Source organism: Pseudaminobacter salicylatoxidans (assembly GCF_003148475.1).
Lineage (GTDB): Bacteria > Pseudomonadota > Alphaproteobacteria > Rhizobiales > Rhizobiaceae > Pseudaminobacter > Pseudaminobacter salicylatoxidans.
The window spans coordinates 265048-277210 of sequence record NZ_QGGG01000003.1 but is presented as its reverse complement, the minus strand read 5'-3'; the positions used below and the strand labels follow the sequence as shown (position 1 = coordinate 277210).

The following is a 12163-nucleotide window of genomic DNA, read 5'->3' as shown; positions in this document are numbered from 1 at the left end:
ATGGTCTATCTGATTGATTTTGGCGCATGTGTGCGACGCCAGGTGTTTCCACTTGGCTCCGTCATGCCTGCGCCAGCGGATATTGCTCCTTGAGCAGTTTCAGCACGGCCTCGCCGTTTGCCGGCGCGCCGAACATGAAGCTCTGCACATATTCGCAGCCCATCTGGCGCAGTTGCAGCGCGTCGTTCTGATCGGAAATGCCTTCGGCCACCACCGACATGCCAAGCTCATGCGCCATGTTGACCATGGAGCGCAGCAGCACGTCGCGCTTGGGTGAGGAGTCGTCAAGGAAGCTCCTGTCGATCTTGATCGTGTCGAAGGGGAAGCGCGTGAGATAGGAGAGCGACGAATAGCCGGTGCCGAAATCGTCCAGCGACAGGCCGATGCCGAGCGCCTTGAGCTTGGCCAGCACATGGCCGGTTTGCTCGGGATTGTCCATCACCAGCGATTCCGTCAGCTCCAGCCGGAAGCAGCGCGGCTTGAGATTGGCGCGCGCGATCACCGAGCGCACGTCGCTGACGAGATCGCGCCGGATGAGCTGGCGGCTGGAGAGATTGACCGACACCGAAAGCGGCACGTCGCCGATCTGCTTCTGCCATGAGGCGAGGTCTTCCGCCGCCTGCTGCATGGCAAACAACCCGAGCTGCACGATGAGGCCGCAGCTTTCCGCGACGGGAATGAAGTCGGAAGGCGGGATCATGCCGCGGCGTGGGTGATCCCAGCGCAGCAGGGCCTCGAAGCCCGCGGTGCTGCCGTCTTCAAGCCGCACGATGGGCTGGTAGGCGAGCGTGAATTCCTTGCGTTCGACGGCGCGGCGCAGGTCCGATTCGAGTTGCAGCCGGTCGGTGCCAACCGAGCGGAAGGCTGGCCGGAAGGGCTCGATGCGATCGCCGCCGAACCGCTTGGCCTGATGCATGGCCAGTTCGGCATCCTTGACCATGTCCTCGGCCGAAGCCTGCGATGCCGTCCAGGTGATGAGGCCGACGGAGGCGGTCAGCACGATCTCGCGCCGGGCGAAGGTGATCGGCGCGCCGATGGCCTGCTTGATCGCATCGGCAATCGCCGCGATACGGGCGGGGTCCTGTTCGGAAAGCAGCATGAGCGCGAACTGGTCGCCGGCAAAGCGCGACAGCGAATCCTTCGGCTTGAGCAGGCGGTGAAGCCGCCGCGCGATGGTGAGCAGGATGGTGTCGCCGGCCGAAATGCCAAGGCTGTCGTTCACCTGCTTGAAACGGTCGATGTCGATGACGAAGACCGTGGGGCGGATGTTTTCTTCCGTCCGCGCGATGGAAAGCACCGCTTCCAGCCGGTTCATGAACAATTCGCGGTTGGGCAGGCCGGTCAGATTGTCATGCACGGCGTCGTGCAGCAGCCGCTCCTCCGACTTCTTGTGCTCGGTGATGTCGATCAGCGTGCCGACGCAGCGGATGACTTCGCCATCCGAGCCGACCACCGGGCGCGCGCGCAGGCCGAACCAGTGATAGTGGCCATCCGCCCCACGCAGGCGGAAGGTCTGCGCCACGCGGCCGCGCCGGTGTTCCAGCACCACGTCGAGCGTGGTGCGGAAGGCGTCGCGGTCGTCGACATGCAGCACCGGCAGCCAGTTGCGGGCAGGGCCGCCCAGCGCGTTGGGTTCGAGGCCGAGCTGCAGGCTCACATCGGGCTTGGTCACCACGCGGTCGCGCAGCACGTCCCAGTCCCAGACGATATCGCCCGAGCCGGCAACCGCCAGCGCCTGCCGTTCGAGGTCGCTGAACAGCCCCTGATGCAGCGCGCCGCCCGCAAAGGCATGCTGCATGACGGTGAAGCCGATGAGCAGGATGATGAGGATCAGCCCGCCGCCCAGCGCCGGCTGGACGATGTCGTTGTCGAGCATCCCGGTCACGGCCATCCACGATCCGCATAGCCACAGGAGCACCATCGCCCAGCTCGGAACCAGCATGATGGCGCGGTCGTAGCCGCGCAGGCCGAGCAGCACGATAAGGCCGATGCCGGCGATTGCCGTGGCCGCGAAGGAAAGCCGCGCAATGCCGGCGGCAACGGCCGGGTCGATGATGGCCACGCCCGCGATCAGCACCAGCGCCAGCACCCAGGCCAGCGCACCGTAACTGAAATGGTCGTGCCAGCGGTTGAGGTTGAGGTAGGCGAACAGGAAGACCACCAGCGTCGCCGCAAGCGCGACCTCGGTGCCGGCGCGCCACATCTGCTCGTTGCCGGGCGATATTTCTATGACCTTGCTGAGAAAGCCGAAGTCGATGCAGATATAGGCCAGAACCGCCCAGGCAAGAGCCGCCGTGGCCGGAAACATCGAGGTACCCTTGACCACGAACAGGATGGTCAGGAACAGCGCCAGAAGCCCTGCGATGCCGATGACGATGCCGCGATACAGCGTGTAGGAATTGACCGAGTCCTTGTAGGCTTCCGGTTCCCACAGATAGACCTGCGGCAGCCGTGGCGACGAAAGTTCGGCGATGAAGGTGACGACCGAGCCGGGGTTCAGCGTGACGAGGAACACATCGGCATCGGGGCTGGCCTGCCGGTCGAGCGCGAAGCCTTCGCTCGGCGTGATCGCGGCGATGCGGCTGGAGCCCAGGTCGGGCCAGAACAGGCCGGAATTCACCAGGCGGAAATGCGGCGCCACGATCAGGCGGTCGATCTGCTGCTCGGTGGTGTTGGCGAGCGCGAAGACCGCCCAGTCGCCGCTGGAGCGCTTGTCGTTGGCTTCCACCTCGATGCGCCGCACGATGCCGTCGGGGCCGGGCGCGGTGGAGACCTGGAAATTCTCGCCCTGATTCCGGTAGATTTCCACAGCCCCGGAAAGATCGAGCGCGACATCGTCGCGGGAAATCTTGATCGGCTCTATGGCGAATGCGGAGGAGACCGCGCACAAACTGGCGAAAAGCGCAAGAAAACAGGCCAGCAGGCGTCCGATCCGCAGAGAATTTGCCAAAATCAACCCTTTGTCGTGACACCACGCCGATCGTCCGCGATCAAGGCGTAGAGATAGTGATCGTGCCAGTTTCCGTTGATCCTGAGATAGGATCGCAGCAGTCCTTCACGCTGAAATCCGGCTTTTTCAAGCACACGGATCGAACGCTTGTTGCTGGGAATACAAGCCGCCTCGATCCGGTGCAACCTCAGCGTATCGAAGGCGAAGTTGGAAAGCAGCAGCACGGCGTCGAGCATCAGGCCCTGTCCGGCATAACGCGCCCCGATCCAGTAGCCCACCTGTCCGGTCTGGGCGACGCCGTGGCGGATATTGCCGAGCGTGATGCCGCCGACCAGCCGATTCGTCTCATTGTCGAAAATGAAGAAGGCAGCCGCATTGCCGTTGGCGAAATCCTCGCGGTAGCGGCTGAGGCGATGGCGCCAGGCCGTGCGCTCCAGTTCGTCCGGCGCCCAGCGCGGCTCCCATGGCTCGAGGAAGGTGCGGCTTTCGCCGCGCAGCACCGCCCATTCGCGGTAATCGCTGGCTTCGGGCACGCGCAAATGTACGCGCTCGCCTCTCAGCGCCGGCGAATCTCGGCGAAAGAAAGGGAGCGCGAACATTGTGAGCCTGTCAGCCCGCCAGTTGGCGCAGGCCGTTGGCAGTGCTTGGAAGCGAGGTGCAGATCTCCTCATAGGCGGGCAGCGAGCCGACCGGCCCCACGGCCGTGATCGTCGGCTTGGTCGAGAAAAGACGCGAAGAAAGGTCGGTCAGGCGATCGACGGTGAGCGCGCCCAGCCGTTCCATCAGCTCTTCCTTGGCGATCGGGCGGCCGAACAGCAGAAGCTGGCGGGCGATCTGCGAGGCGCGGCTGGATGCGCTTTCGGCCGACATGATGAGGCCGGCGCGATATTGCGCGCGCGCCCGGTCGAGTTCTTCCTGAAGGATCTTGCCGCCGGCCCGCTCCAGTTCGGAGATGATCACCGGAACCAGTTCGCGGATGTCGCTCTGGCCGGTCGCGGCGTGGATGCCGAACAGGCCGGTGTCGGAAAAGCCCCAATGGAAGGCATAGACAGAGTAGCACAGGCCGCGCTTTTCACGCACCTCCTGGAACAGCCGCGAGGACATGCCGCCGCCGAGGATCATCGACAGGATCTGCGAGGCATAGAAGTCGCGCACATGATAGGCGCGACCCTCGAAGCCGAGCACGATCTGGGCATCCATCAGGTCGCGATGCTCGCGATAGTCGCCGCCGACATAGTGGGCATATTGCGGTATCACGCCATCGGCCTTGGGGCGGAAGCCGCCCAGCCGCCGCTCCACGTCGCGCACGAACTCGTCATGCTTCACGTCGCCTGCGGCCACGACGATCATGCGGTCGGCGCCATACTGGCGTTCCATGAAGGCATGAAGCTGTTTGGAAGTAAAGGATTTGACGGTCTCGGGCGTGCCGAGGATCGAGCGGCCGAGCGTCTGGTGGCGGAAGGCGGTCTCGGTGAAATGGTCGAACACGACATCGTCGGGCGTGTCGTGCGCGGCGCCGATTTCCTGCAGGATCACGTTTTGCTCGCGCTCCAGTTCTTCCGGGTCGAATTTCGACTCGGTCAGGATGTCGGCCAGCAGGTCGAGCCCCAGCGGCAGGTCGTCGGCGAGCACGCGGGCATAGAAGGCGGTTGTTTCCACGCTCGTGGCGGCGTTGATCTCGCCGCCCACATTCTCGATTTCGGAAGCGATCTGGAATGCGCTTCGCTTGTTGGTTCCCTTGAACGCCATGTGTTCAAGGAGGTGAGCCATCCCATGCTCGTCATCGCGTTCGTTGCGGGCCCCGGACTTGACCCACACCCCCAATGCGACGGAATCGATACTTGGAAGGGTTTCGGTGGCGACCGTCAGGCCGTTCGACAGACGGCTTACCTCAACACCCATATAATTCTTACTCCCTAACGCGCCGCCCGCGCATGGCGGCTTATATGATCTTCCACCATTTTCAGGTTGGAAGGAACTATCGTGAACCTTTCTTCGCGCTCCATCAACCCCTCCAGCCAAACTGGCAGCGATGGCGACACGCCGCAGGCTTCCTCCACCGCCGCCGGGAACTTGGCCGGATGCGCCGTGGCCAGGATCACCATCGGCGCTTCACCTGCATGCTGTCGCGCGACATGCACGGCCGTCGCCGTGTGCGGGTCGAGCAGGTAGGAACAGGTCTTCAGCGTCTCGCCGATGGTTTCGGCCGTCTCGGCCATGGTGGCGCGACCGGCGTCGAACCCGGTGCGGATCTTTTCCAGCGCCGGAGCCTCGATGGTGAAGGCGCCGGATTGCCTGAGGCCTGCCATGTAGCGGCGCACGGCAGTCGCGTCGCGGCCGGTGGTCTCGAACAGCAGGCGCTCGAAATTCGAGGAAACCTGGATGTCCATGGACGGCGAGGTCGTCGCCACCACGCCGGTGGTGCGGTATTCGCCGGTGGCCAGCGTGCGGGCGAGGATGTCGTTGTCGTTGGTGGCGATCACCAGCCGCTCGATGGGCAGGCCCATGCGCTTGGCGGCGTAACCGGCGAAAATATCGCCGAAATTGCCGGTCGGCACGGTAAAGGAAACCGGGCGGTCCGGCGCACCGAGCGAAAGGGCGGACGAGAAGTAGTAGACGATCTGGGCCATGATGCGCGCCCAGTTGATCGAGTTCACGCCCGAAAGCGAGACCCGGTCGCGGAACGCATGGTCGTTGAACATCTCTTTCACGAGGTCCTGGCAGTCGTCGAAATTGCCCTCGACCGCCAGAGCGTGGACATTGCTTGCCGTGTGCGTGGTCATCTGGCGCTGCTGCACCGGCGAGACGAGCCCCTTGGGAAACAGCACGAACATGTCGGTGCGGTCGCGGCCCGCGAAGGCGTCGATGGCGGCGCCGCCGGTGTCGCCGGAGGTTGCTGCGGTGATGGTGGCGCGCTGGCCGCGCTCGGCCAGAACATGGTCCATCAGCCGTGCCAGCATCTGCATGGCCACGTCCTTGAAGGCGAGCGTGGGGCCGTGGAAAAGCTCCAGCACGAAGCTGTTGGCGCCAAGCTGCACGATCGGGCACACGGCCTCGTGCCGGAAGGTGGCATAGGCCTCGCGCACGATGCGCTCGAAGGCCGGCGCGGAAATCTCGCCGCCGAGGAACGGGGTCAGCAGGCGGATGGCGAGGTCGGGATAGGAAAGGCCGCGCATGGCCCGGATTTCAGCCGCGCTGAACTGCGGCCATTCGCTGGGAATGTAGAGGCCGCCATCGCGCGCCAGTCCGGTCAGGACCGCGTCGGAAAAACCGAGTGCGGGCGCTTCCCCGCGAGTGCTGATGTAGTTCATCGTCATCCGTCTGTCCTGGCGTTCCGCTTCATGATGGAAGCCAACCGTTGAAAACTTGCGCACCGTCAGTCGCATTTTTGCCGCGCGATTGCTATACCAGCGCCAGCTTTGCGAGAGGGAAGTTCAGCATATGAAGTTTCGATCTATCGATAGCCGTGTTGTGGCGGGCCTTGCGCTTTCGAGCCTTATGATTGTCGTCGCGGGCTGCCAGTCCAGTGGTGGCGGGGCTGACAGCGCGGCAAAGCCCAAGGTAGCGGAAAGCGAACTGAGGGCCTACTGCCCGAATGTGACGCTGCGCGAGGGAACGGCCTTTTTCAGCACTTACGCCAAGGGCGGCCAGGACGATGCCTCCAAGCTGGTCTATCAGGCGTCCATCGCGCAGGTCACGCGCGCCTGCAGCCGTGCCGACGGCATGCTGACGCTGAACGTGGCTATTGCGGGCAAGGTGGTTCCGGGGCCGGAAGGCGCTCCCGGCAAGATCACCATGCCAATCCGCGTCGTGGCGGTGCAGGGCATGGACCAGAAGGTTCTCTATTCCAAGCTGCATAAATTCGAGGTGACGGTCAGCGATACCTCCACCGCCACCCAGTTCGTCTTCAACGACCCGGCCGTAACCTTCCCGATCCCGGCCGAGCAGAATGTGCAACTTTACGCCGGCTTCGACGAAGGCCCGCCGGCCAAGGGCAAGTAAGCAGATCAGGGAAGACGCGATCACGCGTCTTCCGACCATTCCGTCAGCGCGGCGACCACGCCTGCGAAATCCGCCCAGCGGCGGATGACGGTTTCGGCCCCGGCCTCGGTCAACGCATCGGCATGGCCGGGATAGCTGTGCGAGGCCCCGGTGAAGCCCACCACCCGCATGCCGGCCGCGCGCGCGCCGGCCACGCCATGCACCGAATCCTCCACTACGAAGGTTCGCGCCGGATCGGCGCCGAGCGTCGTGGCCGCATGCAGGAAAACGTCCGGCGAAGGTTTCGGCTTCTTGCTGGGCGTGTCGAGCGACGAAAAGATACGGCCGGAGAAGAAGGGCAGCAAGCGGGTCTTGCCGAGCGTCATTTCAAGGCGCTCGCTGCTCGAATTGGAGCAGATGCAGCGCGGCGCGGTCACGCTGGCCACGGCTTCATACACGCCGTCTATGGCTCGCACCTCGGCGGCAAGCCGCTGGTCCACCAGCTTTTCGGCCTGGTCGATCAGCGTCGCCTGGAACGGGATCTGCGACTGTTCCTCGATCTTGAGCAGAATGTCCTTGAAGGTCAGGCCCGCATAGAGTTCGGCCAGTTCCTCCGCCTCGATCGGGAAGCCGGCGGCGGTCAGGAGGTCCGCCTCCACGCGTGCTGCGATGATTTCTGAATCGACGAGAACGCCGTCGCAATCGAATATGACGAGATCGGGCTGGGTCATGGCAATCCGGGGAATTCAGGGAAGGGAAGGGGCGTTGCGCCCTATATAGGTTGCCCGCCCGCATACACCATCGCAGCCTTCATCGCAAACGCACCCGGTTTTCCAATCGACAAAATCGGCCACCGCTTCACCAATTGTTTACGCTGATCGGTAACCATAACAGCGTGTAAACAGTAACGCGTAATCCGGGTGTCCGAATGTCTGCCGTGCGTCTTTCCGCCGACCTTTCCCCCTTGCCGCAAAAGGCCGAATGGCTGGATACGATCCTGAAAGGCGATTGCGTCGCGGCACTCGACAAGCTTCCCGAAAAGTCGGTCGATGTCATCTTCGCCGACCCGCCCTACAACCTCCAGCTTGGCGGCGACCTGCACCGGCCCGACCAGTCCAAGGTCGATGCCGTGGACGACCACTGGGACCAGTTCGACAGCTTTGCCGCCTATGATGCCTTCACCCGCGCCTGGCTGCTGGCCGCGCGCCGCGTGCTGAAGCCCAATGGCACGATCTGGGTGATCGGCTCCTACCACAACATATTCCGCGTTGGCGCCTCTCTGCAGGATCTCGGCTACTGGATCCTCAACGACGTCGTGTGGCGCAAGACCAACCCGATGCCGAATTTCCGCGGACGCCGCTTCCAGAACGCGCATGAGACACTGATCTGGGCCTCGCGCGACGCCAACGCCAAGAACTACACCTTCAACTACGATGCCATGAAGGCGGCCAATGACGATGTGCAGATGCGCTCGGACTGGCTGTTCCCGATCTGCACCGGCAACGAGCGGCTGAAGGATGACAATGGCGATAAGCTGCATCCGACGCAGAAGCCGGAGGCGCTGCTGGCCCGCATCATGCTCGCCACGACCAGGCCGGGCGACGTGGTGCTCGACCCCTTCTTCGGCTCCGGCACGACCGGCGCGGTGGCCAAACGCCTCGGCCGCCATTTCGTCGGCATTGAGCGCGAGCAGGACTATATCGACGCCGCCAGGGCGCGCATCGAGGCGGTGAAGCCGTTGGAAAGCACCACGCTGACGGTGCTTTCGGGCAAGCGCGCCGAACCGCGCGTGGCTTTCGTGTCGCTGATCGATTCCGGCATGATCAAGCCGGGCGCAAAGCTCTATGACGCCAAGCGCCGCTGGGCCGCCACGGTGCGCGCCGATGGCACGCTGGCTGTCGGCGACCAGGCCGGCTCCATCCACCGTATCGGCGCGGCCGTGCAGGGGTTCGACGCCTGCAACGGCTGGACCTTCTGGCACTATGAGCGCAATGGCGGCCTGACCCCCATCGACGAGCTTCGGCGCATCGCGCGCCTCGGCATGGAGCGCGCCGGCGCGTAACCTGCCGCGCCGGCACGCTTCACCACCTACCGATTGGTCCGGTTTCCAGTCACCGGCTGATCCCGAAACGCTCGAGGTCCTCCTCGAGCGTTTTGGCATTTTGGAACAGCACCGCCTGCCAGCCGGCGGCCCTGGCGCCGTCCACATTCTTCTGGCTGTCGTCGATGAAGACGGTGGCGGCGGGCTCCAGCCCGAAGGTTGCCGCGTGGTGGTCGTAGATGCCGCGGTCGGGCTTGATCATGCCGATCTCGCCTGAAACGGTGATGCCGCGCGGCCTGTCGAGGAAGGGGAAGCGGCCGCGCGCCTCCACGAAGGTGTCCTTCGCCCAGTTGGTCAGCAGCGTCACGTCGTGGCCCTTGTCAATCAGCGCTTCCATGAACTCGACGCTGTCGTCATAGGCGTGCGGCACCATTTCGTGCCAGTGGTGGCGGAAATTGCGGATGTTTTCCTCGTGCTCGGGAAACTCCGCGATCAGCAGCGCCTCTGCCTCTTCCCAGCCGCGCCCGCGATCCTGCTCGATGTTCCATTCGCTGGTGCAGATCGTCTCGAAGAACCGCTTCCGTTCCGTCTCGTCGGGGATCAGCCGGCTGAAGGGCAGGTCCGGATCGTAATGGATGAGCACCTTGCCGATGTCGAAGACGATGTGACGGATTTCGGTCATTTGGGCCTCTTTGGTCTGATGGAATGCGGCTTGCGGGTCGCCCCTGGTATGGCGGCTTCGATTGCCTTTTTCATGACAGTCGGCAGGGCTTCCCCATGAAGATCGTCGGCAGCCGCCCAGAAATGGTCATTCGGGGTCGCGATTTGATGAATCTCGGCCCGGAAAACATGCAATTCGAGCGAAAAATGCGTGAAAATATGGGTGATATTTCCGGCCTTTTGCCAATTTGCGGGGAAGGGCGCGGCATCGCTTTCCGTCGCCCCGTCCTGCCGTGCGGTCCAGCCGGTGGTCGGCACTTCGGTCATGCCGCCGAGCAGACCCTTTTCCGGTCGCTTGCGCAAGAGCACGGCCCCGTCGGGCCGAACCGCCACGAAGGCCGCGCCGCGCCGCGCCGGCTTCTCGGCCTTCGCCGCCTTGACCGGGTAGAATTCGGGATCGCCATGCGCCAGCGCCAGGCAGTCGTCCCGCAGCGGGCACAGCATGCAGCGCGGCCGGCGCGGCGTGCAGACGGTGGCGCCGAGATCCATCATCGCCTGCGCGAAGTCGCCGGGCCGGTCGTTGGGTACCAGCGTTTCGAGCAGGGCGCGAATCTCCGGCTTGGCCTCGGGCAGAGGCGTGGCGATCTCGTAGAGCCGTGACATGACGCGTTCGACATTGCCGTCCATCACCGCCGCCGGCCGGTTGAAGGCGATCGAGGCGATGGCGGCGGCCGTATAGGGGCCGATGCCGGGCAGGGCGCGCAGGTCCGTTTCCGTGTCGGGGAACGCACCCCCGCCAGCCGCCACCGCATTGGCGCAGGCCTTGAGGTTGCGGGCGCGCGAATAATAGCCGAGGCCAGCCCAGGCCTTCATGACGTCTTCGTTGTCGGCGGCGGCGAGCGCAGAAACGTCCGGCCATTTTTTGAGGAAGGCGCGGAAATAGGGCTTTACGGCCTCGACGGTCGTCTGCTGCAGCATGATCTCAGACAGCCAGACGCGGTAGGGATCGGGCCGCACGCCTTTCGCGAGTTCACGCGGCGCGATGCGCCATGGCAGTTCACGGTGGTTGGCGTCGTACCAGGCCAGCAGTTGCGGCGCGATTGCCTGCGTCGGGTCCGCGCTCTTGCGGGATGGAGCTTGTGGTGCCATTGATCCCTGAAGCTTCACGCGCCGCGCTGGCGCAATTGGTCTGGAGAACGCACATGGCAGGGAAAGGGCCTTTCGGCAATCCCGTTCCGGTGAGCGATCTCGCCACGGAAATCCTCGATCCGGTGCTGCGCAGGCGCGCCGGCATCTCCGTCGGGCTGGTCCAGTCCTGGGAAGAGATCGTCGGCCCGCGCCTTGCGGCGAAGACGCGGCCGGAGAAGATCCAGTGGCCGCGCCGTCTGCACGAGGACGACCCGTTCGAGCCCGCCACGCTGGTGGTGGCCTGCGAAGGGGTAGCGGCGCTGCACCTCCAGCACGAGTCGGGCGAGGTCATCGGCCGGGTCAACGCCTTCCTCGGTTTTACGGCAATCGGCAGGCTGCGCATCGTGCAGAAGCCGATCACCGACACCTCGCTGCAGCCCAAGCCGCGCCCGCGCCAGCTTACCGAGGGCGAGCGGGCGCGGCTGCGCGCCACGGTCGGCAATATCGAGGACGAGGGCCTGCGCGCCTCGCTGGAACGGCTCGGCGCCACCGTCATCGGCACAAAGCACCGTAAGACTTGACATTTTTCTCGCGCTTTCGTGATGAAAGCGCCTGAATTGGCGATTGGATTGGGGAAATGAATGCCTTAATTGATCCCGACTATCGCTTTTCGTTGCTTCGGCATCGCACACTCTAATGGCAGGCAGGTGATTCGCATGACCCGTTCCATTTCGCGCAGAACCGTTCTTTCCTCGCTCGCCGCCGTTCCGGCGGTGGCGCTGCTCGCGGCCAGCGAAAGCCCGGCTGTCGCTGCCGCGCCGCAGCCGCAGGGCACGGTGGACATGGCCAAGCTGCTTCAGCCCGGCGCCCTGCCGGACGAGGTGATGGGCAAGGAAGACGCGCCGGTCACTATCGTGGAATATGCCTCGATGACCTGCAGCCACTGCGCGCACTTCGCCAACACCACCTTTCCCGAGCTGAAAACCAAGTATATCGACACCGGCAAGGTGCGTTATATCCTGCGCGAGTTCCCCTTCGACCCGCGCGCCGAAGCCGCCTTCATGCTTGCGCGCTGTGCCAAGGACAATTACTTCCCGATGGTCGAAGTGCTGTTCAAGCAGCAGGAAAACTGGGCGCCGGTGCCGGATGCAAAGACCGCGCTCCTTCAAATCGCCAAACTGGCGGGTTTTTCACAGGAGTCCTTCGAGGCCTGCTTGACGGACCAGAAACTTCTGGACGATGTCAGAGCAGTACAAAAACGTGGTGCGGAAGAATTCGGGATCGACTCCACTCCGACCTTCTTCATCAATGGCAAGATGTACAAAGGGGCGATGTCTATTGAGGAAATGTCGGCGGTTATCGACGGCATGCTCTGACGGCCCGGCCATGCCGGGGCGCATGCG

The 12163-nt window shown here is 64.0% G+C and carries 11 protein-coding genes; 4 read left to right on the top strand and 7 right to left on the bottom strand.

Annotated features, from left to right (window positions below; all coding sequences use genetic code 11):
• Nucleotides 1-61 precede the first annotated feature (61 nt).
• The 4 genes from C7441_RS06205 to thrC are packed head-to-tail and all read right to left on the bottom strand — an operon-like array spanning nt 62 to nt 6261.
• Nucleotides 62-2950 carry an EAL domain-containing protein gene (locus tag C7441_RS06205; protein WP_109612129.1) on the bottom strand — a complete coding sequence of 963 codons (2889 nt, stop codon included), beginning with the start codon at nt 2948-2950 and terminating at the stop codon, nt 62-64.
• A gap of 2 nt (nt 2951-2952) precedes the next feature.
• A complete protein-coding gene (locus tag C7441_RS06200; protein WP_109612128.1) occupies nt 2953-3549 on the bottom strand; it encodes a GNAT family N-acetyltransferase in 597 nt (198 codons plus the stop codon).
• Nucleotides 3550-3559: 10 nt separating this feature from the next.
• A complete protein-coding gene (locus C7441_RS06195) occupies nt 3560-4852 on the bottom strand; it encodes a M16 family metallopeptidase (RefSeq protein ID WP_109612127.1) in 1293 nt (430 codons plus the stop codon).
• A 14-nt stretch (nt 4853-4866) separates the two neighbouring features.
• Entirely contained in the window at nt 4867-6261 is a 1395-nt protein-coding gene (gene thrC / locus C7441_RS06190) for a threonine synthase (RefSeq protein ID WP_109612198.1), read from the bottom strand.
• A 130-nt stretch (nt 6262-6391) separates the two neighbouring features.
• Here thrC and C7441_RS06185 point away from each other — a divergent pair, with 130 nt between their 5' ends.
• The gene (locus C7441_RS06185) at nt 6392-6952 is read left to right on the top strand and encodes a hypothetical protein (protein WP_170125028.1); all 561 of its coding nucleotides are present in this window, start codon (nt 6392-6394) and stop codon (nt 6950-6952) included.
• A gap of 20 nt (nt 6953-6972) precedes the next feature.
• Here the strand turns inward: C7441_RS06185 and C7441_RS06180 are convergent, their stop codons facing one another.
• Nucleotides 6973-7662, bottom strand: coding sequence for an HAD family hydrolase (locus C7441_RS06180; RefSeq protein ID WP_109612125.1), 690 nt, complete (start codon nt 7660-7662; stop codon nt 6973-6975).
• Nucleotides 7663-7859: 197 nt separating this feature from the next.
• Between C7441_RS06180 and C7441_RS06175 the strand changes: the two genes are divergently transcribed.
• The gene (locus C7441_RS06175; RefSeq protein WP_026059939.1) at nt 7860-8993 is read left to right on the top strand and encodes a site-specific DNA-methyltransferase; all 1134 of its coding nucleotides are present in this window, start codon (nt 7860-7862) and stop codon (nt 8991-8993) included.
• A gap of 49 nt (nt 8994-9042) precedes the next feature.
• Here C7441_RS06175 and C7441_RS06170 read toward each other — a convergent pair whose 3' ends face one another.
• Entirely contained in the window at nt 9043-9654 is a 612-nt protein-coding gene (locus C7441_RS06170; RefSeq protein WP_109612124.1) for an HAD family hydrolase, read from the bottom strand.
• The gene (mutY, locus tag C7441_RS06165; RefSeq protein ID WP_109612123.1) at nt 9651-10781 is read right to left on the bottom strand and encodes an A/G-specific adenine glycosylase; all 1131 of its coding nucleotides are present in this window, start codon (nt 10779-10781) and stop codon (nt 9651-9653) included. Before mutY ends, C7441_RS06170 begins: the two co-directional genes overlap by 4 nt.
• 53 nt (nt 10782-10834) lie before the next feature.
• Between mutY and C7441_RS06160 the strand changes: the two genes are divergently transcribed.
• The gene (locus C7441_RS06160) at nt 10835-11341 is read left to right on the top strand and encodes a DUF721 domain-containing protein (protein WP_109612122.1); all 507 of its coding nucleotides are present in this window, start codon (nt 10835-10837) and stop codon (nt 11339-11341) included.
• 135 nt (nt 11342-11476) lie between these two features.
• Nucleotides 11477-12136 (top strand): DsbA family protein, encoded by a 660-nt coding sequence (locus C7441_RS06155; RefSeq protein ID WP_109612121.1) that lies wholly within the window; start codon nt 11477-11479, stop codon nt 12134-12136.
• The last annotated feature ends 27 nt before the right edge of the window (nt 12137-12163 follow it).

Bases quoted from the DNA above. Each gene is read 5' to 3' on its own strand.
- C7441_RS06180 (WP_109612125.1), bottom strand. From the start codon at position 7,662: ATGACCCAGCCCGATCTCGTCATATTCGATTGCGACGGCGTTCTCGTC.
- C7441_RS06170 (WP_109612124.1), bottom strand. From the start codon at position 9,654: ATGACCGAAATCCGTCACATCGTCTTCGACATCGGCAAGGTGCTCATC.
- thrC (WP_109612198.1), bottom strand. From the start codon at position 6,261: ATGAACTACATCAGCACTCGCGGGGAAGCGCCCGCACTCGGTTTTTCC.
- C7441_RS06195 (WP_109612127.1), bottom strand. From the start codon at position 4,852: ATGGGTGTTGAGGTAAGCCGTCTGTCGAACGGCCTGACGGTCGCCACC.
- C7441_RS06200 (WP_109612128.1), bottom strand. From the start codon at position 3,549: ATGTTCGCGCTCCCTTTCTTTCGCCGAGATTCGCCGGCGCTGAGAGGC.
- C7441_RS06175 (WP_026059939.1), top strand. From the start codon at position 7,860: ATGTCTGCCGTGCGTCTTTCCGCCGACCTTTCCCCCTTGCCGCAAAAG.
- mutY (WP_109612123.1), bottom strand. From the start codon at position 10,781: ATGGCACCACAAGCTCCATCCCGCAAGAGCGCGGACCCGACGCAGGCA.
- C7441_RS06185 (WP_170125028.1), top strand. From the start codon at position 6,392: ATGAAGTTTCGATCTATCGATAGCCGTGTTGTGGCGGGCCTTGCGCTT.
- C7441_RS06160 (WP_109612122.1), top strand. From the start codon at position 10,835: ATGGCAGGGAAAGGGCCTTTCGGCAATCCCGTTCCGGTGAGCGATCTC.
- C7441_RS06155 (WP_109612121.1), top strand. From the start codon at position 11,477: ATGACCCGTTCCATTTCGCGCAGAACCGTTCTTTCCTCGCTCGCCGCC.